Origin of the sequence: Sanguibacteroides justesenii (assembly GCF_003204205.1) — a bacterium.
Lineage (GTDB): Bacteria > Bacteroidota > Bacteroidia > Bacteroidales > Marinifilaceae > Gabonibacter > Gabonibacter massiliensis.
Genome location: NZ_QJPL01000004.1, coordinates 80,940 through 102,661, shown reverse-complemented (window position 1 = coordinate 102,661; position 21,722 = coordinate 80,940). Strand labels below are relative to the sequence as shown.

Below are 21,722 nucleotides of genomic sequence, written 5' to 3'. Positions count from 1 at the left end.
CCTTAGGGAAGGAGAGATATCAATCATGTGTATCTCTCCTTCGTTCATGTTATTGATTTATTTTCTTTCTTAATTTTTCGCTTGCCCTCATGGAACAAAAATGTTCTCCGCACATGGAGCAGAAATGAGCCTCTTTATGACCTTCGGCCGGTAATGTTTCGTCGTGAAAACGTAAAGCTTTCTCCGAATCTAAGGCTAAATGAAACTGGTCTTTCCAACGGAATTCGAAACGAGCCTTGCTCATGGCATAATCCCGCCAGTAAGCGGCGGGATGTCCTTTGGCTAAGTCAGCCGCATGAGCGGCTAATTTGAACGTGATAACACCTTCCTTGACATCGTCCCGATTGGGTAAACCGAGGTGTTCTTTTTGTGTCACGTAACAGAGCATGGAAGTTCCGTACCAGCCGATCATGGCTCCGCCGATAGCGGACGTAATATGATCGTATCCCGGGGCAATATCCGTCACGAGGGGACCAAGAGTGTAAAAAGGAGCTTCGTTGCAATAGTCCAGCTCTAATTCCATGTTTTCTCGAATTTTTTGCATAGGAACGTGTCCCGGGCCTTCGATAAGTACTTGTACGTCGTGCTTCCAGGCAATTTTTGCCAGTTCACCGAGTGTTTTTAATTCGGCAATCTGTGCCTCGTCGTTGGAATCTGCTATACATCCCGGACGGAGTCCGTCTCCGATGGATATACCCACGTCGTATTTAGCCAGAATCTCGCATATATCTTCGAAATGGTCATATAGGAAACTTTCTTGTTTGTGGGTGGTACACCAATGTGCCATAATCGCTCCTCCCCGGGAAACGATTCCCGTAAGACGCTTTAGGGTAAGCGGTACGTGATGCCACCTTAAGCCGGCATGGATTGTAAAGTAATCGACTCCCTGTTCGGCTTGTTCTATCAGGGTATCGCGGTATATTTCCCAATTTAGCTCTTCCACTTTTCCCCGTACTTTTTCCAAAGCTTGATACAAGGGTACGGTCCCCACGGGAACCGGGGAGTTCCGGATGATCCATTCCCTGGTTTCATGAATGTTTTTGCCGGTGGAGAGATCCATGATCGTGTCGGCTCCCCAACGGAAAGCCCATACGGCTTTTTCAACCTCTTCCGAAATGGTCGATGTGATCGGAGAATTTCCAATATTGGCATTGATCTTGACAAGGAAATTGCGACCGATGATCATCGGTTCGCTCTCCGGGTGATTGATGTTGGCCGGGATGACGGCTCTGCCTGCCGCTACTTCCTGCCGAACAAATTCCGGCGTGATGTATGCCGGAACGTGAGCCCCTAAAGGTTCTCCTTTCTCTCTTTTATAGTTTTCCCGGATTTGGTCTACCTGTTGATTTTCCCGGATGGCAATAAACTCCATTTCCGGAGTGATGATTCCTTTCTTGGCATAATACATTTGCGTTACGCCCTGACCGGGCTTAGCTACTCGCGGATGCGTATTCACGTGTTCGAAACGAAGGTGATCCAGCGAGGGGTCGTTTTGCCTCATTTGTCCGTATTCGGAGCTTAATCCTTCTAATTGTACGGTATCGTTTCTTTCTCTGATCCATCGTTCCCTGATTTTGGGGAGACCTTTATTCAGGTCGACCTTGTAGGCGGGGTCCGTATAGGGTCCGGAGGTATCGTACACGACAACCGGTTCGTTTTCTACTTTTTGGCCATCCAAATCTATGGTCGGGGAGAGATTGATTCTGCGCATGGGTACTTCAATATCGAATATCTCTCCTTTCACGTAAAATTTTTCAGATCCTGGCAGCGGACCGCAGGAAACTTCCATTTCTTTTTCCATAATATGATTTTGATTTGATGATTTTTCTGTTTTGGTCGATCCAAGGATATTCTCAGCCGCCTTGTACGGCTTTGATGATGATGATCTTATTTCCGTCTTGTAGTTTCGTATTTTCCCATTCGGTTTTGGGAATAACGGTAAAGTCAATGGCAACGGCAATATTTTCGAAGGGAATACCGTTGTTGCTCAATACCTCTTTTAAGGTGTTTTCCGGAGAACAATGTGTTGCTTTGTCGTTGATGAAAATTTGCATAACCTCGTTGTTTTTGTTCGGTTGAACGTGAGTTCCGACCGGTTTTTTATTAATCAAAATTCAAAAAGGGAATGCACTCTACCTACGCCGGCATTACCCGGATCAGGTTATAGGGTATGATCTCAGCCCGTTGTATTGATCTGTGTTTACAGATAGAAATGAAATTATCTCATTTCTTAGGCACCCCTTGTTGAAAAATGTCAAGACAAAGCTAAGCATAATTTTATTAAAAAAGCAAGGAAAGGAATATTTAACGAAAGAATTATTCAGAGAGGATACCTCCGGATAATTTTCGTATTTTTGTATATCTGAAAAACGAGAACGATGGAAATAATTTGAATATGAAAAAAGTGATTTACCTGGCTTTGTTTTGGTCTCTGTTGATCGTGTTTGGAGCGGGCGGCTGCCAATCTTCCGGTAAGATTCAAACGCTTAGCGGCGTCGTTTTTGATGCTTCGATGAATAATATTATCGTGATTACGACGAAAGGCGATACGGTCGATATCAGTACGATGGATGCAGATCCTGCCAAAGTTCCCGGCGTACTGATTGATGATTCCGTCAAGATCTCTTACCGGAAAGAACGAATGGGTAACGGGACTGTTTTAAAAGCTCGGCAACTTATCGTGACCGTACATTCGCCTTACTATTACATTCAGGGAACCTGGCTCGAACCGAATCCGATAGATGCTGATGATCAACAGGGGTTTACGTTGAATCAGGACGGGACCGCATCCACTGTCGGTATGGCTACCTTAGAGATAAGGAATTGGGAGCTGAACGATGGAGTGTTGATATTGGGATACAAGAGTGTAGGTAACGGACAGACAATCGAAGGACAAGATACGTTGAATATTGTAAAACTAAATGCAGATTCGTTGGTTTTGTCAAGGGATAACGCAATATGCTGGCGTTTAGCTCGTCGAAAATAAAATGATCAATTTTAACGCTTCTAAACCGGAAATGTCGTTAACTCCTGTTATCTTTGCTACATATCATTAAGTAATAAATCTATGAAACAGCTTTTATTTTTACTTTTGTTTGTGCCGACAATACTTTTCGCACAGGAAAAAACCGATAAAAAATACTTGGCCGGAGCGGTTCCGGTAGTAGATGGTATGGTTACTTTTACCAAAGTAATTGAAGCGCCCGGACTTACTCGAGATCAGATTTATGAGAAATTAAGTCAGTGGGCGGAAAAACGATTCGTAGCCGATAAAGAGTTGGAGAGTCGGGTTTTATATATGGATCCTCAGGGTGGAACTATCGTTTGTCAAGGACAGGAGTATTTGGTATTTGCCGATAAATTGTTAGCGTTAGACCGTGCGGTAATAACTTATCAGGTATCATTGACGAGTTTCTCCGGAAATTGTTACATGAAGATCAGCTCTATTATCTATTCGTATAATACGGGACGTACGAACGGTATGGAGCTGTTGCGGGCCGAGAGTACGATCACGGACGAGCATACCTTGACCAAAAAGAGAGATAAATTAATTCGGGCGACCGGTAAATTTAGAATTCATACGATCGATTTGGTAGATCGTATGTACGACGATATCGTCAAGGTATTGGGAGGTAACGTCGGTGAGACGAAAACAAATGCCAATACTCCGTTGAAGGCGGTTGCCCCGGTCGAGATCGCCAGGGAGATGGCGGCAGACATGACCCACTCGTCCAGTCAATTGGAGGGGTATAAACAGATTGCTCCGGATAAAATTCCCGGAAATATAATCAAAATGCTTTCAGAAGGTTGGTCTTTGATTACAGCCGGCAATGACGAAAAATTCAATATGATGACAGCCAGTTGGGGCGGTTTGGGGTATCTGTATAATAAACCTGTCGCCTTTAGTTTTATATATCCTACTCGTTATACCTATCAACTGATGGAAAAAGGAGACACCTACACGATCTCTTTTTTCACGGAGACTTATAGGGAAGTTTTGGAATATTGTGGGAATCATTCGGGAAAAGATGCCGATAAGGTTAAGGAAAGCGGATTAACACCGATTACAACTCCTTCCGGGAGTAAGGCATTTTCCGAGGCGTGGATGATTATCGAATGCCGTAAGATGATTTCTCAGTCTATAACTCCGGAAGCTATATTCGACGAGCAATTGAAAGAAAAATGGGCGGGTAAGCAACTGCATAAAGTCTATATCGGCGAAATCGTAAACGTATGGGTGAAATAATCAGTTGTCTAAATACTCTTCTTTGAATATATTTACGCAAAGAATAAAGATAGATAAGAGAAGAGGACCGAAGATTACGCCCATAAAGCCGAATAGAGAAAGGCCGATAACTACTCCGAATATGGTAATCAACGGATGGGTATCGGCCATTTTCTTTTGTAATACAAAACGGATTAGATTGTCCACGTTAGCAATGACGATGATGGCGTAAACGGTTAAACCGATCGCGTGTCCCCAGTCTCCGCTTAATCCCATGTATAGGACTAACGGAATCCAGATCAATGCTGTACCTATGACGGGAATAATCGTTGCGAAGCAACTCAGTATACCGAATATCAACGGGCTGGGGGTTCCGAAGATATAATATCCTAACATGGCGATAGCTCCCTGAATGATGGCTAATAGAGGAATTCCGATCGCGTTTGATTTTACGATCATGTTGATTTCATGCAATATATTCCGGGAATTCTTTTTGTTGAAAGGAAGAATGTCATTGATATAGGCTTCCATTTTGGTTCCGCCGATTAACATGAAGTAGAGTATGAAAAGCAAAACCAATACGTTCATGGTAAAACTGCTGATACTTCCCATGAGAAATTGTCCTATTTTGGGTAAAATAGAGACCATAGAGGCAATATTGTCTTTACTTAAGGCGTAATAGCCCGTGTGTTGCTGGATGAGATCCGCCAGCCGTTCAATGGGGGCGATAAGCGTTTGGGGAGCGAGATTTATGGCGTGCAATTGATTTACAAGTAGCCAAATAACCAGAAATAGCGGAATTAAAAAACAAAGGATGGTTTCGCATAGCATCAGAAACGCCATTAGCCCTCGTTTCATATGTTTTTTTTCTGTCAGGTACAACATTTGTTGTCTGAGAAGAATATATATGGTTATCGCACCTAAAATACCGCCTAAAAAGGGAATGAATTTGATAAACAAGATGATTCCTAACACGAAGATAATGATGATAAGCGAATATTTCCAGTATTGTTCTTTTATATTACTCATAAGTGTTTCTGTTTATTTTAATGAATATCGACTAATTAACGATAAACGAAAGAAAAAAGTTATACGGATGTATTAAGAACTGTCAAATCGTCATTTGTTTGGATTTGGCATAACAATTGCCGGAAAGATTGCGTAAATTCAAAAATAACTAAATTAAAAATATAGAACTATGTCAACAGGAAAGATTGGTGTTTCAACGGGGGATTTGTTCCCGATTATCAAGAAATTTTTATATTCTGATCATGATATTTTCTTGAGAGAGATTGTCTCTAATGCGGTGGATGCTTCCCAAAAATTGAAAGTGTTGGCCACAAGCGGAGAGTTCAAGGGGGAAATGGGAGAGTTGAAAGTAAGAGTGAAGGCTGACAAAGCGGCAGGAACATTGACGGTTTCCGATAATGGTATCGGAATGACGGGGGAAGAGGTCGAAAAGTATATTAATCAGATCGCTTTTTCCGGAGCGGAGGAGTTTATGGCAAAATACAAGGATAACGGGGCGGCAATTATCGGTCATTTCGGATTAGGCTTTTATTCATCTTTCATGGTGAGCGATAAGGTGGAGATTATCACCAAATCTTATAAAGAAGGGGCAAAAGCCGTGAAATGGTCTTGTAACGGAACTCCCGAATACACGATGGAGGAGACGGAGAAGGCAGAGCGGGGAACGGATATTGTCATGCATATCAATGAAGAGGAGAAAGATTTTCTCGAGGATAATAAAATCAACGAATTGCTGACCAAATATTGTAGGTTCCTGCCTGTCGAAATTATCTTCGGAAAGAAAAAAGAGTGGAAAGACGGAGAGTACAAAGATACGGAAGAGGATAATGTAATCAATGATATAAATCCGGCCTGGACACGTAAACCTTCGGATTTGCAAGAGGAGGATTACTTGAAATTTTATCATCAACTGTATCCGATGGCCCAGGATCCGTTGTTCCATATCCATTTGAACGTGGATTATCCGTTTAATCTGACGGGTATCCTTTATTTTCCTAAAATCGATAACAAATTCGAAATACAGAAAAACAAGATCCAACTCTATTCGAATCAGGTTTATGTAACCGATTCGGTCGAGGGTATCGTTCCCGAGTATTTGACTTTGCTACACGGGGTAATCGATTCTCCGGATATTCCTTTGAATGTTTCCCGTTCTTATCTGCAAAGCGATCGTAACGTGAAAAAAATTTCCAATCATATCACGAAGAAAGTTGCGGATAGCCTGAGCGATATTTTTTCGAGCAACAGGGAAGAGTACGAGAAAAAATGGGATGATTTGAAGATTTTTATCCAATATGGAATGTTGACGGATGAAAAATTCGATGAGAGAGCCAAGGCAATTTTTCTTTTCAGGGATACCGACGGAAAATATTTCACGCTTGAAGAGTACGAAAATTTGATCAAACCGGACCAGACGGATAAGGATAATAAGATCGTTTATTTGTATGCTACGGACGTACATGAGCAATATACTTATATTGAAAAAGCCAAGAATAGAGGATACAGTGTGCTTTTGATGAACGGTCAGCTGGATACCCATTTTATCAATCACCTGGAGCAAAAAAATCCGGATCATCGTTTTGTACGGGTAGATGCGGATGTCATAGATAAATTGATTCAAAAATCCGAAACGAAAGAGACGACTTGGAGTGCTGTCGAACAAGAGGAACTTCGTACCGTTTTCTCTTCGCAACTTCCCAAGGATAACGGTATGTTCATGGTCTCTTTCGAAGCTATGGGAGAGGATAATGAACCGGTTGTCGTTACCCGTGCCGAATTTATGCGCCGAATGAAGGAGATGGCTGCCATGAATCCGGGAATGAGCTTTTACGGGTCGATGGGAGACCAGTATACTTTGGTTGTAAATACGGACCATAAGTTGGTCAACGAGGTTTTAGAGGAAGAGAAAAAGGCGATGAATGCTAAACTGGAACCTTTGGACTTCGAGATCAAAGAGACCGAAAGTAAGAAAACGGAGTTGGATGAATTGAACAAAGGAAAAAAAGAGGAAGAAATTCCTCAGGTGGATAAAGACCGGAAAACCGAATACGATAAGACCATTGCCGATTTAAGGAAACAAAAAACGACTTTGTTGGAAGAGTACGGACGCGGGAATAAGATCGTGGGGCAGTTGATCGATTTGGCTCTTCTTGCTAATGGACTGTTGAAGGGTGAAGCGTTGAATAAGTTTGTAAAAAGAAGCATAGAATTGATTAAATGATCTGCATAAAGAAAGAGCCGGATAAAAATCCGGCTTCTTTTTTGTCATGGGAAAACAAAAAAGAATTATCTTCGTTAAACATAATTGATGTCATTTTATACATAACTCTATGCAGATTATTTATTCTTCAACAAGCTACAAAAGATCGGTAATAAAGTCAATTATCGCGATCGTTTTAGGACTTATTTTAGTATTATGGCCTACGGAGGTGTTGAATTATACGGTGAAAATTATCGGGGCCGTATTTTTTATAACCGGATTGGTGTCACTGATTGTCTCATATAGAGACAAGGGTGAAGATTCCCCAGGCGAATTATCATCCTTTAATGGAATCGGAAGTATTATTCTGGGCCTTTTATTATGGTTTATGGCGGATTTCTTTACCAATATGTTGATGTATTTGTTGGGATTTATTCTGCTTGTTGCCGGTATCGGACAGTTGGTATTGTTGACGTCCGCACGGAAATTCGGTCCGATTCCTGCTGTAAATTATTTGTTTCCCGTGTTGATTCTGTTGGCTGGATTTATTGTATTTGCCAATCCTTTCTCGGCCAAAGAAGGGATCATCACTTTCTTCGGAATTACCACTGTCTTTTACGGAGTGACCGATTTGATCAATCAGTATAATATTAATAAACTACGTAAGCAGAGACAAGAGGAAGAACAACGCCAGAAGATGGGTGGCGGGGAGATCGAAGATGCGGATTACGAAGAGATCAAAGAGGATAACTGAATTTTTCACGTTCTCGAATTTTATTGTTTTCTTTGTGGCAGAATAAAAAAGATCTACAAAGTATCATGGTAAAGGTAATCAATGAAGAAAATTCTGTTTATAATCGTTTTTTGGCAGAGTTACGGGATATAAACATTCAGAAGGATTCCTTGCGTTTTCGTCGGAATTTGGAACGGGTGGGGGAGATTATGGCTTACGAGATCAGTAAGACCTTTCGTTACGATACGTGTAAGGTACGTACTCCGATTGATGTGGCTGAGGTTATGTTACCGACGGATAAGGTTGTTGTTGCCTCTGTCATGAGGGCGGGACTTCCTTTTCATCAAGGCTTTTTAAACTATTTCGACAGTGCGGAGAATGCTTTTATTTCGGCCCGACGTGCTTACCGAGATGATCACGGCTTTGAGATCCGTTTTGATTCGATATATACGCCGGATCTGAGAAAGAAACAACTGTTGTTGGTTGATCCTATGTTGGCCACGGGAGCCTCCCTTGTGGTTGCTTATCGTGAGTTGTTGAAACAAGGCGGAAAACCCGATCATACCCATATTGCGGCAATTATAACCAGTAGACAAGGGTTGTATCATGTGACCGAAGCATTAAAAGAGGAACCGGTTACTTTGTGGACTGGAGCTATTGATGAGCGGTTGACCGATAAATCATATATCGATCCGGGAATCGGAGACGCGGGGGATTTGGCTTTTGGAGAAAAGTTATAAGAAGGTGAAGCGATTTTTTCTCTATCTTTTTTTGTTAACGTTTAGTTTTTAACTTTATTGTATTATCTTTGGCTTGTGGAAATGAATAAATACCTGTTAGCAGCACTTTATGTCGTGGCCGGATGTGTCGTGACAATACCTTCCGGCGGACGTAATGAAAGTGTACCTGTCGGAAGGGATAGTTACAGGTTATTGATATCTTCTACTCAAAAGATTATTACCGTTGCATTGGAGAAAAAGTCAGTTGATGAACTGGCTTTTGATGTGTTTGGAGCCCAAAGCTTAACGACAATATCCGATTTGATTGCAGATCGTTTTTCTTGTTCGTGGGTTGCGCTTCCCGGGTTTAAGTCTCCTGACGTGGCGGCCAATCCCATCCGGGCGCCCGGAAAGGCACTGCAATTCAAGGTTTGAGTCTATATGGTTTTTGATCGCGATAGGTGATGCGATCCTGTAGAACCATCTTAAATATAAATAATCAGTTTTCATAAATACAAAAGAAATATGGGTTTTAATGATATATTAAAACAACTCTTCGGTAATAAATCGGATCGGGATTTAAAAGAGTTGTTGCCTATTGTGGCTAAAGTAAATGCCGAGTGGGAAAAGGTAAAAAAATTAAGCGATGATGAGCTTCGTGCACTTTCGGCAGATTTGAAGGCCAAGGTACACGCCTACGTGAAGGAGGAAGAAGACGAGATTGCAACGTTAAAAGCAAAGATCGAAAATGAGAAACCTTCCATAGAAGAACGGGAGGATATCTATACGAAGATTGACAAGTTAGAGGAGCAGATCGATAAAAAGATAGAAGAGGTTTTAAACGAGATTATGCCGACGGCTTTTGCCGTCATGAAAGATACGGCCCGACGCTTTACCGAGAATAAAGAGATTGTGGTCAAAGCGAATGATTTCGATCGTCAGTTAGCCGTTACGAAAGATTTTGTGGAGATTGACGGCGACGAGGCTATCTATTTCAATTCTTGGATAGCAGGAGGAAACGAGGTTACCTGGGATATGGTACATTACGATGTGCAGTTGATCGGTGGTGCCGTGTTGCATCAGGGAAAAATTGCGGAGATGGCTACCGGCGAGGGTAAAACTTTAGTGGCAACCCTACCTGTTTTCCTGAATGCTTTGACCGGACGAGGGGTGCATGTCGTGACCGTGAATGACTATTTGGCTAAACGTGACTCGGAATGGATGGGGCCGCTCTATATGTTCCATGGGTTATCCGTGGACTGTATTGACAAAACGGAACCTAACTCTCCGGAACGTAGAAAGGCGTATCAGGCAGATATAACTTTCGGAACGAATAATGAATTCGGTTTCGATTATTTGAGGGATAATATGTCTATTCATCCCGAAGATCTGGTACAAAGAAAACACAATTATGCCATTGTCGATGAGGTAGACTCCGTGTTGATCGATGACGCCCGTACCCCGTTGATTATTTCGGGTCCGGTTCCCAAAGGGGATGATCAGATGTTCGACGAGTATAAGCCTCGCGTGGAGAAGTTGGTTAAAATGCAGAGGGATTTGGTAACCCGCATTTTCAATGAGGCAAAAGTGCTTTTGGCCAGTGATGATAAAAAGAAAGTGGATGAAGGAGCCATTCTTTTGTTGAGGGCTTTTAAAGGATTGCCTAAGTATAAGCCGTTGATCAAGTTTTTGAGTGAACAGGGAAATAAGGCGATTTTGGTTAGGACGGAGAATATCTATATGCAGGAGAATAATCGCCGGATGCCGGAGATCACCGATGATCTTTATTTTGTGATCGATGAAAAACAGAATTCCATCGACCTGACCGATAAAGGACATGATACGATTACGGCTGCGGGTGAGGATCCTGATTTCTTTATTTTGCCGGATATCGGGTCGGAATTAGCGGAGATTGATAAGATGGGATTGTCGGACGAGGACAAGATTGCTAAAAAGGATGAGCTGATCCAAGGATATGCAGCCAAATCGGAACGAGTGCATACGGTAAATCAATTATTGAAGGCCTATACCTTATTTGAACTTGACGTGGAATACGTGGTGATCGATAATAAAGTGAAGATCGTGGACGAACAGACGGGACGTATTATGGAAGGACGCCGTTATTCAGACGGTCTGCATCAAGCTATCGAAGCAAAGGAAAATGTAAAGGTTGAAGCTGCCACTCAGACATTTGCTACCATTACGTTACAGAACTATTTCAGGATGTACCATAAGTTGGCCGGTATGACCGGTACGGCAGAAACGGAAGCGGGAGAGTTCTGGGATATATATAAATTGGATGTAGTGGTTATTCCGACCAACCGTCCGGTGGTACGTAAGGACGCCAACGATTATGTGTATAAGACCAAACGCGAAAAATACAATGCCGTTATCGATGAAATTACCCGTTTGGTAGGAGAAGGACGTCCTGTATTGGTCGGTACGACCTCGGTAGAGGTTTCCGAATTACTAAGCCGTATGTTGAAACTGAGGGGTATCAAGCATAATGTATTGAATGCCAAGTTGCATCAACGAGAGGCTGAGATTGTAGCGGTTGCAGGTCAGTCGCAAGTGGTTACCATTGCAACCAATATGGCGGGTCGTGGTACCGATATCAAATTGAGCCCGGAAGTGAGGGCTGCCGGCGGTTTGGCTATTGTGGGGACGGAACGTCATGATTCTCGTCGCGTCGACCGGCAGTTACGCGGTCGTGCGGGACGTCAGGGTGATCCGGGGTCTTCTCAGTTCTTCGTTTCCCTGGAAGACGATTTGATGCGTTTGTTCAGTTCCGAGCGGATTATTCGGGTGATGGATCGTTTGGGACATGAGGAGGGGGATGTGATTCAACACTCCATGATTACAAAATCTATCGAGAGAGCTCAACGAAAGGTGGAAGAGAATAACTTCGGTATCCGTAAGCGTTTGTTGGAGTACGACGACGTGATGAACTCGCAACGGGAAGTTATTTATAAAAAGAGACGTCATGCGTTGTTGGGCGAACGGATTGGAGTGGATATCGCCAATACGATGTATGATGTTTGCGAGGGATTGGTTGAGGAATATAAAGAGGCAAACGATTTGGAAGGGTTCCGTTTAGCCGTGTTGAAGAATCTTTCCGTCAACTACGAGATCACTCCTGAAGTTTTCCAGAAAAAATCGGTAGCTGATATTACGGAAGATTTGTATCGGCAGATGCGGGAAACATACACCCGAAAAGTGGAAAGTATCTCCCGTCAGGCTTTCCCGGTGATTAAGAATGTATTCGAACAGCGGGGAGAGTTGTTTAAGAATATTATAGTGCCTTTCACGGACGGAATGAAGATGTATAATGTCGTTACCAATTTGGAAAAAGCCTATCATTCGGGTGGAGAAGAGTTGGTTCGGGCATACGAGAAATCAATCATGCTTGCCCATATCGATGACGCGTGGAAGGAGCATTTGAGAGAGATGGACGATTTGAAACAATCCGTGCAGAATGCTACTTATGAACAAAAAGATCCGTTGCTGATCTATAAATTCGAGTCGTTCAACCTGTTTAAATCCATGGTCGACAAAATCAACAAAAGCGTGGTTTCCACGCTGATGAAGGGACAGATTCCTTTCGAAGCATCGGAAGATGTACGTCAGGCCGAAGAGAGACGTACGGATTTGAGTAAAATGAAAACCGGGCGTTCGGATATGGCTCCTCAAGCCAACCGGGAACAACGCAAACAGGAACCGGTACACGTGGGACCGAAGGTCGGACGTAACGATCCTTGTCCTTGCGGAAGCGGCAAAAAATACAAAAATTGTCACGGGAAAGAAGAGTAATAAACGAATGAGGAAATCCGGAGGTTGGTTTATTGATCTCCGGATTTCATTCTCTATATAATCTTTAAATCAAAAACATGATTTCGCTTTATATTGATTGGAACGTAAGTCCGGAGATATTTAATTTGGGAGGCATTTCTGTCCGTTATTACGGATTATTGTTTGCGTTGGCCTTTATATTTGGCTATAAGGTTGAAGAAAAGATGTTCCAATCGGAAGGTCTGAGTCAGAAATGGCTGGATAAGCTATGGATATATGTTGCCATAGCCACGGTGATAGGTGCTCGTTTAGGGCATTGTTTTTTCTATGATTGGGATTATTACAGCAGTCATCCACTTGAGATCATTTTACCGGTACGTTTTGAAGGTGGATTCCATTTTACGGGATACCAAGGACTGGCAAGTCACGGGGCTGCTATCGGAATTATTGTCGGATTATGGTATTACTCTAAAAAGGTAAGTAAAAAATCCATATTCTGGATATTGGACCGGGCTGTCGTGCCGATTGCGTTAGCGGGATTCTTTATTCGGATGGGAAATTTTATGAATTCGGAGATTATCGGGGCTCCGACAGCCGTACCCTGGGGATTTCATTTTTTGCGGGTGGACGATAGCGAGTGGATAAAGGCCGTTTTTTCCACGGAACAGATTACACAATACCTGAAGGACGGGATTATTGCCAAGACCCGTACGGGTCTTCATTTCCTCAGGCATCCGGCCCAGTTGTACGAAGCGATCTGTTATTTGATTAGTTTTGCCGTACTTATGCATCTCTATTGGAAAACGAAGGTGAAAGAGAGAGAGGGGTATCTTTTCGGGATGTTTCTCGTATTGATCTTTACGGCTCGTTTCATCATCGAATTCTTTAAGGAGGTACAGGAACCCTGGGAGGCAGAAATGGCGTTGAAGATGGGACAATGGTTAAGTATTCCTTTCGTCCTGTTCGGAGCATTTATGATATGGTACAGTAGCCGGAAAAAAGTTAAGGCAAAAAATTGAATTAGTTCGTTTTTATATATAAATTATTCATTCATATGGCTGCATACAATAAGGAGTTTATGAAAGAGGCGATTCGTATAGCCTTGGATAACGTGAAAAACGGAACGGGTGGACCTTTCGGGGCGATTGTCGTACGTGACGGAAAAATTATCGCTACATCCGGTAACACGGTTGTGCCGGATAACGATCCGACCGCTCATGCCGAGGTGAATGCCATACGAAAGGCTTGTAAGCAGTTGGATTCTTTTCAATTGAAAGGGTGTGATATTTACTCCAGTTGCGAACCTTGTCCGATGTGCTTAGGGGCCATCTATTGGGCACGTCCCGATCATCTTTATTATGCTTCTACCAAAGAAGATGCGGCCGATGGCGGATTCGACGACTCTTTCATCTATAAGGAGATTGCCTTGGACGGTCCCGATCGTTTCATTCCCTTTATCAATAAACGGGAGGAGGGAAGCGGAGAGGAGTTCCGATTATGGAAAGAGAATGAAAATAAAACAGTCTATTGAAAAAGGTGCTTTTTAAAAGCACCTTTTATTTGTTGATTTCATCCAGAATAGCCTGGATTTCATCTTGACAGCCACCGCACCCACATCCTGCATTTGTAGCGTCACCGACTTCTTCTACTGTTTTTAAACCTTGTTCCCGAATCGCTTTTACGATATCGGCCTTTGATACTTGAAAACAGTTACAGATTATTTCCTCACTCATAGATTATATTATTCTACTGTTATGTGTGCGTTTCAAAGATAAAGTATTTTTTTTTAAGAATCATATAAGATTCGATATTATCTATTTATGAGAGGATAGAGAAAATCTATTTACAGCGAAAACGGGATCCTACAAGCGATCCCGTTAAGTTATGTTGAAGAATTCGGATTATTTTAAGTTATTATAGAAGAAACTCCAAAGGTTGTCTTCCAATGGCGGGGTAGCCGTGATGGTGATCATCTCCTGTTTTACAGGGTGCATAAAACTAATGCTGCGAGCATGTAAACTGATACCTCCTCCGGGATTGGAACGAGGCGAACCGTATTTCAGGTCGCCCTTGATGGGACATCCTATTTTAGCTAACTGGCAACGGATTTGATGGTGTCTGCCCGTGCAGAGTTTTACTTCTAACAGGAAATAGTTTTGGCTTCCGTTGATTAACTTGTATTCCAAGATAGCCTCTTTAGCACCCGGACGAGGGCGGGTGTACACGGAAGATTTATTTTTTTCCGTATCGCGTACTAAATAATGGACTAAACGTGCTTCGTCCTCTTGCGGCAGTTCGCTTACGATCGCCCAATAAATCTTGGTTATCTCGTTGTCATGTTCCTGGAACATTTTATTTAACCGGGTAAGAGCTTTGCTTGTTTTGGCGAAGAGGACGACACCGCTTACAGGTCTATCTACCCGGTGGGGAATTCCGAGAAATACATCTCCCGGTTTGTTGTATTTCTTTTTGATGTATGCTTTTACCTGCTCGCTAAGAGGTTCGTCTCCGGTTTTGTCCGCCTGTACAATATCGGAATTTTTTTTATTGACGGCAATGATATGATTATCCTCGTATAAAATTTCCAAACTCATTTTTTCTATTTTTTCAAATTTAATATTGCTCCCTTTCGTTCGGGAAGTTTCTGCTTTTTACATCGTTGATGTAATTGCTTACAGCTCCGCTGATCTCCGCGTACAGATTGTGATAGCGGCGTAAGAAACGAGGGGAGAATTCCTGATTGATACCTAACATGTCGTGTATAACCAATACCTGACCGTCAACACCACCGCCAGCACCGATGCCGATTACCGGTATCGTTAACTCTTTAGCGACGCGGGCGGCTAATTGGGCCGGGATTTTCTCCAAAACAAGTGCGAAGCATCCTGCTTCCTCCAACAAGTGGGCATCTGCTACCAATTTTTCAGCCTCGTCATTTTCTTGAGCTCGAACTACATAGGTTCCGAACTTGTGAATACTTTGTGGGGTTAATCCCAAATGTCCCATGATAGGTATTCCAGCAGAAAGAATGCGGGCAATGGATTCCAGTATCTCTTCACCTCCTTCTAATTTTACGGCATCGGCACTGGTCTCTTTCATGATTCGTATGGCGGAACACAAGGCCTCTTTACTGTTTCCCTGGTAGCTGCCGAAAGGCATATCGACAACAACCAGAGCGCGGTCTACCCCTCTGACCACGGAGGCCCCGTGGTAGATCATTTGATCGAGAGTGATCGGTAAAGTCGTTTCGTGTCCTGCCATGACGTTCGAAGCCGAGTCTCCAACAAGGATAACGTCTATTCCTGCATGATCAATGATTTGGGCCATAGAGAAGTCGTAGGCCGTCAACATGCTTATTTTTTCGCCCTTTAGTTTCATCTCCGATAAAACATGGGTAGTAACTCTTTTTACTTTCCTTTGAACTGACATTGCATTCTGATTTGTAAATCCGCTGACGTATCACTTGGATTCAGGGTTCTGAAATGTTCCGATAAGTGTTTGTGAACCGGTCACTTTCTGACCTAATTTTACATTGATTTGGGTTCCGAGAGGTAAAAAAAGATCCACTCTTGAACCGAATTTAATAAATCCTGCATGTTCGTCTTGGCGAGCTTCTCCTCCCACGGGGGCATAAGAAACAATTCGCTTAGCCATGGCTCCCGCGATCTGTCGCATAACGATCTCTTGTCCGTTTCGAGCCTCGATGGCAATGGTTGTTCTCTCGTTTTCCGTGGAAGATTTCGGCAGGTAGGCGGCCATGTATCTTCCTTGATGGTATTTAAAATATTTGATGATGCCGTTTATGGCAAACCAATTGATATGCACGTTAAAAATATTCATAAAGATAGATACTTGAATACATCGACTTTTCAGGTATTCAGGCTCGTATGTCTCTTCTACGACCACGATTTTTCCGTCTGCGGGGGCTAAGATCGTGTTATCGTTTACTTGAATATGCCGATGGGGAAATCGAAAGAAGTTTACGATCAGCAGGTATATGACGGCGCTTACTACAAGTATGATCCGAAAAATAAGATCGCTTGGAATGAAGACATAGATCAATACGTTTATAAAAGCAATAAACACGAAAACTTTGAATAGTAACGGATAGCCAGCCTTATGTATTTTCATCGGGTAATATTTTAGTTCGCAAAGAGCGATTGGTCTTTATTAGTCTTATTATGATTTTATTTCAAAACAAGTCGCAAAGTTAATACATGAATTCCATATAAACAAAAATAGCGGGGATTGCGAAGATAATTGCATCGAATCTGTCCAAAATCCCCCCGTGTCCCGGTAATATATTACCCGAATCTTTTATCTCGATGCTTCGCTTAAAGAGGGATTCCAATAAGTCCCCGTATATTCCGAATACGACTACGATACAGGCTATGATGGCCGTATCTATGATGGTATATCCTTCGATGTGTGGGGCTATACAAAGAGCGGCAAGAATGGTAGTGACTCCTCCGCCGATAGCTCCTTCCCAGGATTTTTTAGGTGATATTCTGGGGAATAATTTATGTTTCCCGAATTGAGAACCGAACAGGTAGGCGAATGTATCGTTGATCCACACGAGCAGGAATGGGAAAAAGATAATTTCCGGCATCCATTGACCGGAAGTCATGTAAGGAAGGTAGATCAATAGAGTGAAAGGCAAACTGATATACAATAAGGCGTAATAAGAAAAGGCTATGTTCTGAAAACCGTTTCCTTGTTTTCGGTATAATTCCCGGATGGCCATCAGAAAGGTCAACAGGAAAAAGAATAGATATCCGTCTTTGTAATCAATGTAGTTATGCAGAAATCCTGCCGTGAAGAGTACGCTGCCGCACAGGATGCAGAACGGAAAATTAATGTGGATGTTCATTTTTTTTGCCATTCTTCCGAATTCGATAATCCCCAATATATTGATGATAAAAAAGAGTATATAAAAGCAAATGGGGTGTATGAAAATACACCCTGTTAAAATGAATACGAACAGCAATCCGCTGATGGCTCTTTTCCAGAAATTACTCACGATCGTTCTTGTTTTTAATTACTTTTTCAGCCTCTTCTTTATGCTCTTTATTCACCATTACATTTACCTCTCCGAGCATGATATAAGAAGAATCCTTTTGGTTTAAAATCACGGCGGGAATGTTCGAATCGCTTAATAGTTCTTTGATCCTTTCCGCCTCAAATTCTTCATTTGTCGTAAAAACAGATACCCAATTGTCCATGGATTTACATGTAAAATTTAGTCTATGTTGTCATTAGGGTCTTCTTGCGGCTTCACCTCTTCCTCCTCGTCAGACCAAGGACGTTTTCCTAAAATATTTTCCAAATCATCGCTGAAAATTACTTCCCTTTCGATTAATAGTTCCGCTACTTGTTTATGTTGCTCCTGATGTTGCTTAAGTAACTGTTTTGCGCGTTCGTAGGCAGCACTGACCATCTCCTTCACTTCGGCATCGATAAGTTCTGCCGTCTTTTCTGAATAGGGTTTTGTAAAGCTGAAATCGCTTTGTCCCGTGGAGTCGTAAAAACTTAAAGTCCCGATCTTGTCGCTCATACCGTAGATGGATACCATCGCGTATGCTTGTTTGGTAGCCCTTTCTAAGTCATTTTGAGCTCCTGTCGAAACTTGCCCGAAAACGAGTTCTTCCGCAGCCCTTCCTCCCAGTACGGAACACATTTGATCTAACAACTGCTCTTTCGTGGTAATTTGTCTTTCCTGGGGTAAATACCAGGCAGCTCCTAAGGCCTTGCCCCTCGGGACAATGGTCACTTTTAAAAGGGGATGAGCATGCTGTAATAGCCAAGAAACGGTAGCATGACCGGCTTCATGGTAAGCAATCGCTTTCTTTTCGCTGACTTTTATTACTTTGCTCCGGTTCTCAAGGCCACCTACGATTCGGTCGATGGCATCCAGGAAATCTTGTTTTTCCACGGCGGATTTATCTTTTCTGGCTGCGATAAGAGCGGCTTCATTAGCCACATTGGCGATATCTGCGCCTGAGAATCCCGGGGTTTGTTTAGCCAAAAAAGAGTAGTCCACATTATCAGCCAATTTCAAAGGTTTCAAATGAACTTTAAATATCTCTTCCCGGTCTTTTAGTTCCGGTAGGTCAACGTATATCTGACGATCGAAACGTCCGGCTCTCAAAAGGGCACTGTCCAAAATATCGGCTCGATTTGTTGCGGCGATGATGATGACTCCCGAGTTGGTTTCGAAACCGTCCATTTCCGTCAACAGTTGGTTCAGTGTATTTTCTCGTTCGTCGTTTGAACCCATGTTGGGATTTTTACCCCGGGCACGTCCGATAGCGTCGATCTCGTCGATAAAGACAATGCAAGGAGCTTTTTCTTTAGCTTGTTTAAACAAATCCCGAACGCGGGAAGCTCCGACGCCGACAAACATCTCTACGAAATCGGAACCCGACATGGAGAAGAAAGGTACGTTTGCTTCTCCGGCCATAGCTTTTGCCATCAACGTTTTACCTGTTCCCGGAGGACCGACCAACAAAGCTCCCTTGGGTATTTTCCCTCCTAATTTCGTGTATTTGTCCGGACTCTTCAAAAACGAGACGATCTCTTCAACCTCCTGTTTAGCTTCCGCTAATCCGGCCACGTCCTTAAAGGTTACTTTCACGTTGGATTCTTTGTCGAAAAGTTTCGCCTTTGATTTTCCCACGTTGAAAATTCCTCCGCCTCCTCCGCCTCCGGCGTTTTTGCTCATCCTCCGGAAGAAGAAAATCCAAATAAAGATTAAGATAGCCAGAGGGAAAATAATGGATATGACATCACTCCACCAGTTGTATTCTTGTTTATAGTCAATGGTAACATCCGTGGCTCCGGGGATCTCTTTGCGAGCTTCCTCCATGTTTTTTTCAAAGGTTTCAGTCGAACCTATTGAAAAATAAAATTGGGGACCGTTTTCATTGTTTTTGAATCCTTTGGAAACTAATTTACTGTAATTTTCAATCTTGTCAGGTTGCAAGTATACGTTTACCCGTCCCGTGTTGGTGATCACCACGAATTCCTTAACATCCCCTTTTTCCAACATTTGAGTTTTGACCTCTTGCCAAGTCGTCCTTTCCGGGCTGGTAGGCATGCTGAGGAAGTTGAAACCGATAATGATGGCGGCGATTATAATATACATCCAATATCCGCTGAATTTGGATCCTTTATTGTTTTTTCCTCCTACGGGAGGAAAGTTGAAGCCTTCATTTTTATTGTTTTCTGCCATAATTTATTGTTAAATTCTCTTCTAATCTTGTTATTTTTGCGTCCACCCAAAAGTCCTCCAGTTGGTAATAGTCCCGCTGCTCTTTTTGAAAAATATGCACCACGACATCCCCGTAATCCAGTACGATCCATTGGGCTTGATCTTCTCCTTCTTTATGTATGGGTGTTTCTTTCAGTTCCTCTCGAACCGAATCGTGAACATAGTCCGCTAAACTCGCGACATGAGAGTTTGACGTTCCATGACATATTACGAAGAAACTACAAAAACAGTTTTCTATTTTTCTCAGATCAATTTTAACGATATCGACACCCTTATGATCATCCAGTGTTTTTATTACATTCTCCACAATTTTTTCTGCTCCACTCATTCTAAAAATAGTTTTAAAATCCAGTACAAATATACATTTTTATTTAAACTTAAAAGGTTTTGGAAGGACTCTTCTTGATTTCTATCAAAAAATGTACCTAAAATCATTTCCTTATTTATTCTGACGATTTGACAGTAAAATAAGTTATAGAAAATGGGGTTGAAAATAATATACAAATTGTTAAAGTTTTTGGAGAGAAGCCGTGTATTTAACAAATCTTATTTATAGTTTTGCAAACCTGAATAGAGAAAATAGGTGAACTTATTTTCTCACATTCTTTAAGAATGACTCGAAATATTGTTCGTTTTAAGTTTAAATGAAAAGAAATGGAGAAATATCTTATACCATTAGTGCCGGGGCCGGTTTCAGTTCCTAAAGAAGTTTTGAATGTTGCGACCTTTAATTACGGTTCAGCCGATTTGGAACCGGAATTCTTGACCATGTACCGGGAAACGGAAAGATTACTGCAGAAAATGATGAATACGAAAAATCATGTCGTCATTCAAACGGGAGAAGGTATGCTGGCTTTGTGGACAGCATTGAAAAGTACTTTAGTGTCAAGAGATCGGGTATTGGTTATTTCTACGGGTATCTTTGGTTATGGTTTTGGAGAAATGGCGGAATCCATTGGTTGTGAAGTAAAAACATTGGCTTTCGGATTCGATGAAACGATAACGGATTTTGATTTGATTGAAAAGGCAATAAAAGATTTTCAGCCTAAGATGATCACTTTGGTGCAAAATGAAACTCCGAGCGGAACGATGAATCCGGTCAAAGAGATTGGCGATTTGAAGGTGAAATACGATGTCCCGTTGTTGTGTGTTGATATCGTATCCGGATTGGGGGGATCTTGTATTGACGTTGACGGTTGGAACGTGGACTTGGCGTTGGGCGGTTCACAGAAATGCTTATCTGCACCGGCGAATATGGCATTTCTCTCCGTGAGCGAAAAAGCGTGGGAAATTGTCAAAGAAGTCGCTTATCCCGGATACGAGGCCTTATTGCCTTTTCTGAAGGCAGTTGAAACGGGGTATTTTCCTTATACGCCTTATTGGCATGGTATTGCACAGTTGCGTAAGGCATGCGAACTAATATTTGAGGAGGGGCTGGAAAATTGTATTAATCGTCATCATACGGTGGCGGAATATTGTCGGGGACGGATTAAGGAGATGGGGTTGAAGCTTTATCCGCTCGAAGATGCGATTTGTTCTCCTACGGTTACGGCCGTTTATGTTCCTGAACATATGACGTGGGAAAAATTGGATAGCGAATTGCGTTTACAGAATATGGTCGTGGGTGGAAATTACAGTTGTTTGGCCGGCAAAGTATTTCGTATAGGACATATGGGATCTCAGGCTAATATGAATTTGGTGAAAGAGGCTATGGACATACTGGAGACGGTTATCCACAATATATAATATCGGCCTTT

21 protein-coding genes and 1 riboswitch are annotated in these 21,722 nt (G+C 42.4%); of the genes, 10 read left to right on the top strand and 11 right to left on the bottom strand.

Going from position 1 to position 21,722, the window contains the following annotated elements; translation table 11 throughout:
* Positions 1-49 precede the first annotated feature (49 nt).
* Both thiC and thiS read right to left on the bottom strand, forming a co-directional pair.
* Positions 50-1,801: a phosphomethylpyrimidine synthase ThiC gene (thiC, locus tag DMB45_RS07500; RefSeq protein ID WP_110688621.1), complete on the bottom strand. Its 1,752-nt coding sequence runs from the start codon at positions 1,799-1,801 to the stop codon at positions 50-52.
* 52 nt (positions 1,802-1,853) lie between these two features.
* Positions 1,854-2,054: a sulfur carrier protein ThiS gene (thiS, locus tag DMB45_RS07495; protein WP_041502030.1), complete on the bottom strand. Its 201-nt coding sequence runs from the start codon at positions 2,052-2,054 to the stop codon at positions 1,854-1,856.
* Positions 2,055-2,116: 62 nt separating this feature from the next.
* A riboswitch (TPP riboswitch) is annotated at positions 2,117-2,252 on the bottom strand.
* 143 nt (positions 2,253-2,395) lie between these two features.
* On the opposite strand from thiS, the gene DMB45_RS07490 reads away from it, so the two are divergent.
* Both DMB45_RS07490 and DMB45_RS07485 read left to right on the top strand, forming a co-directional pair.
* Positions 2,396-2,986 (top strand): lipocalin-like domain-containing protein, encoded by a 591-nt coding sequence (locus DMB45_RS07490; RefSeq protein WP_041505420.1) that lies wholly within the window; start codon positions 2,396-2,398, stop codon positions 2,984-2,986.
* An 81-nt stretch (positions 2,987-3,067) separates the two neighbouring features.
* Positions 3,068-4,246: a DUF4468 domain-containing protein gene (locus DMB45_RS07485; protein ID WP_041502028.1), complete on the top strand. Its 1,179-nt coding sequence runs from the start codon at positions 3,068-3,070 to the stop codon at positions 4,244-4,246.
* Here DMB45_RS07485 and DMB45_RS07480 read toward each other — a convergent pair whose 3' ends face one another.
* A complete protein-coding gene (locus tag DMB45_RS07480; protein ID WP_041502027.1) occupies positions 4,247-5,254 on the bottom strand; it encodes an AI-2E family transporter in 1,008 nt (335 codons plus the stop codon).
* A 169-nt stretch (positions 5,255-5,423) separates the two neighbouring features.
* Here DMB45_RS07480 and htpG point away from each other — a divergent pair, with 169 nt between their 5' ends.
* The 7 genes from htpG (at position 5,424) to DMB45_RS07445 (ending at position 14,226) form a co-directional block, all read left to right on the top strand.
* On the top strand, positions 5,424-7,475 hold the full coding sequence (htpG, locus tag DMB45_RS07475) for a molecular chaperone HtpG (protein WP_041502026.1): 2,052 nt from the start codon (positions 5,424-5,426) through the stop codon (positions 7,473-7,475).
* 109 nt (positions 7,476-7,584) lie between these two features.
* Positions 7,585-8,208: an HdeD family acid-resistance protein gene (locus tag DMB45_RS07470; RefSeq protein ID WP_052634328.1), complete on the top strand. Its 624-nt coding sequence runs from the start codon at positions 7,585-7,587 to the stop codon at positions 8,206-8,208.
* Positions 8,209-8,273: 65 nt separating this feature from the next.
* On the top strand, positions 8,274-8,927 hold the full coding sequence (gene upp, locus DMB45_RS07465) for a uracil phosphoribosyltransferase (RefSeq protein WP_082027558.1): 654 nt from the start codon (positions 8,274-8,276) through the stop codon (positions 8,925-8,927).
* Between the two features lie 75 nt (positions 8,928-9,002).
* Positions 9,003-9,341, top strand: coding sequence for a hypothetical protein (locus DMB45_RS07460; RefSeq protein WP_146216427.1), 339 nt, complete (start codon positions 9,003-9,005; stop codon positions 9,339-9,341).
* A 90-nt stretch (positions 9,342-9,431) separates the two neighbouring features.
* Positions 9,432-12,716 carry a preprotein translocase subunit SecA gene (gene secA, locus DMB45_RS07455; protein WP_041502024.1) on the top strand — a complete coding sequence of 1,095 codons (3,285 nt, stop codon included), beginning with the start codon at positions 9,432-9,434 and terminating at the stop codon, positions 12,714-12,716.
* A 77-nt stretch (positions 12,717-12,793) separates the two neighbouring features.
* Positions 12,794-13,714 (top strand): prolipoprotein diacylglyceryl transferase, encoded by a 921-nt coding sequence (lgt, locus tag DMB45_RS07450; RefSeq protein WP_052634326.1) that lies wholly within the window; start codon positions 12,794-12,796, stop codon positions 13,712-13,714.
* Between the two features lie 35 nt (positions 13,715-13,749).
* Positions 13,750-14,226: a nucleoside deaminase gene (locus tag DMB45_RS07445; protein ID WP_041502023.1), complete on the top strand. Its 477-nt coding sequence runs from the start codon at positions 13,750-13,752 to the stop codon at positions 14,224-14,226.
* Positions 14,227-14,251: 25 nt separating this feature from the next.
* Here DMB45_RS07445 and DMB45_RS07440 read toward each other — a convergent pair whose 3' ends face one another.
* From DMB45_RS07440 to rsfS, 8 genes are all read right to left on the bottom strand, one after another.
* The gene (locus DMB45_RS07440) at positions 14,252-14,428 is read right to left on the bottom strand and encodes a (2Fe-2S)-binding protein (protein ID WP_041502022.1); all 177 of its coding nucleotides are present in this window, start codon (positions 14,426-14,428) and stop codon (positions 14,252-14,254) included.
* 168 nt (positions 14,429-14,596) lie between these two features.
* Positions 14,597-15,283: an RluA family pseudouridine synthase gene (locus tag DMB45_RS07435; protein ID WP_041502199.1), complete on the bottom strand. Its 687-nt coding sequence runs from the start codon at positions 15,281-15,283 to the stop codon at positions 14,597-14,599.
* A gap of 25 nt (positions 15,284-15,308) precedes the next feature.
* A complete protein-coding gene (gene panB, locus DMB45_RS07430) occupies positions 15,309-16,124 on the bottom strand; it encodes a 3-methyl-2-oxobutanoate hydroxymethyltransferase (protein ID WP_041502021.1) in 816 nt (271 codons plus the stop codon).
* A gap of 30 nt (positions 16,125-16,154) precedes the next feature.
* On the bottom strand, positions 16,155-16,826 hold the full coding sequence (locus DMB45_RS07425; protein ID WP_041502020.1) for a phosphatidylserine decarboxylase family protein: 672 nt from the start codon (positions 16,824-16,826) through the stop codon (positions 16,155-16,157).
* A gap of 79 nt (positions 16,827-16,905) precedes the next feature.
* On the bottom strand, positions 16,906-17,715 hold the full coding sequence (locus DMB45_RS07420; RefSeq protein WP_052634324.1) for a phosphatidate cytidylyltransferase: 810 nt from the start codon (positions 17,713-17,715) through the stop codon (positions 16,906-16,908).
* Entirely contained in the window at positions 17,708-17,917 is a 210-nt protein-coding gene (locus tag DMB45_RS07415) for a putative signal transducing protein (RefSeq protein ID WP_041502018.1), read from the bottom strand. The genes DMB45_RS07420 and DMB45_RS07415 overlap by 8 nt, the downstream gene beginning before the upstream one ends.
* A 17-nt stretch (positions 17,918-17,934) precedes the next feature.
* Complete coding sequence (gene ftsH / locus DMB45_RS07410; protein ID WP_041502017.1) at positions 17,935-19,926, bottom strand: ATP-dependent zinc metalloprotease FtsH; 1,992 nt, start codon at positions 19,924-19,926, stop codon at positions 17,935-17,937.
* Positions 19,910-20,293, bottom strand: a complete 384-nt coding sequence (gene rsfS, locus DMB45_RS07405; RefSeq protein ID WP_041502016.1) for a ribosome silencing factor — start codon at positions 20,291-20,293, stop codon at positions 19,910-19,912. Before rsfS ends, ftsH begins: the two co-directional genes overlap by 17 nt.
* A gap of 326 nt (positions 20,294-20,619) precedes the next feature.
* On the opposite strand from rsfS, the gene DMB45_RS07395 reads away from it, so the two are divergent.
* Positions 20,620-21,711 (top strand): pyridoxal-phosphate-dependent aminotransferase family protein, encoded by a 1,092-nt coding sequence (locus DMB45_RS07395; protein ID WP_041505421.1) that lies wholly within the window; start codon positions 20,620-20,622, stop codon positions 21,709-21,711.
* Positions 21,712-21,722: the final 11 nt, after the last annotated feature.

Excerpts from the sequence above, each read along its gene's own strand:
- thiC (WP_110688621.1), bottom strand. The coding sequence starts at position 1,801 with ATGGAAAAAGAAATGGAAGTTTCCTGCGGTCCGCTGCCAGGATCTGAA.
- thiS (WP_041502030.1), bottom strand. The coding sequence starts at position 2,054 with ATGCAAATTTTCATCAACGACAAAGCAACACATTGTTCTCCGGAAAAC.
- DMB45_RS07490 (WP_041505420.1), top strand. The coding sequence starts at position 2,396 with ATGAAAAAAGTGATTTACCTGGCTTTGTTTTGGTCTCTGTTGATCGTG.
- DMB45_RS07485 (WP_041502028.1), top strand. The coding sequence starts at position 3,068 with ATGAAACAGCTTTTATTTTTACTTTTGTTTGTGCCGACAATACTTTTC.
- DMB45_RS07480 (WP_041502027.1), bottom strand. The coding sequence starts at position 5,254 with ATGAGTAATATAAAAGAACAATACTGGAAATATTCGCTTATCATCATT.
- htpG (WP_041502026.1), top strand. The coding sequence starts at position 5,424 with ATGTCAACAGGAAAGATTGGTGTTTCAACGGGGGATTTGTTCCCGATT.
- DMB45_RS07470 (WP_052634328.1), top strand. The coding sequence starts at position 7,585 with ATGCAGATTATTTATTCTTCAACAAGCTACAAAAGATCGGTAATAAAG.
- upp (WP_082027558.1), top strand. The coding sequence starts at position 8,274 with ATGGTAAAGGTAATCAATGAAGAAAATTCTGTTTATAATCGTTTTTTG.
- secA (WP_041502024.1), top strand. The coding sequence starts at position 9,432 with ATGGGTTTTAATGATATATTAAAACAACTCTTCGGTAATAAATCGGAT.
- lgt (WP_052634326.1), top strand. The coding sequence starts at position 12,794 with ATGATTTCGCTTTATATTGATTGGAACGTAAGTCCGGAGATATTTAAT.
- DMB45_RS07445 (WP_041502023.1), top strand. The coding sequence starts at position 13,750 with ATGGCTGCATACAATAAGGAGTTTATGAAAGAGGCGATTCGTATAGCC.
- DMB45_RS07440 (WP_041502022.1), bottom strand. The coding sequence starts at position 14,428 with ATGAGTGAGGAAATAATCTGTAACTGTTTTCAAGTATCAAAGGCCGAT.
- panB (WP_041502021.1), bottom strand. The coding sequence starts at position 16,124 with ATGTCAGTTCAAAGGAAAGTAAAAAGAGTTACTACCCATGTTTTATCG.
- DMB45_RS07425 (WP_041502020.1), bottom strand. The coding sequence starts at position 16,826 with ATGAAAATACATAAGGCTGGCTATCCGTTACTATTCAAAGTTTTCGTG.
- DMB45_RS07415 (WP_041502018.1), bottom strand. The coding sequence starts at position 17,917 with ATGGACAATTGGGTATCTGTTTTTACGACAAATGAAGAATTTGAGGCG.
- ftsH (WP_041502017.1), bottom strand. The coding sequence starts at position 19,926 with ATGGCAGAAAACAATAAAAATGAAGGCTTCAACTTTCCTCCCGTAGGA.
- rsfS (WP_041502016.1), bottom strand. The coding sequence starts at position 20,293 with ATGAGTGGAGCAGAAAAAATTGTGGAGAATGTAATAAAAACACTGGAT.
- DMB45_RS07395 (WP_041505421.1), top strand. The coding sequence starts at position 20,620 with ATGGAGAAATATCTTATACCATTAGTGCCGGGGCCGGTTTCAGTTCCT.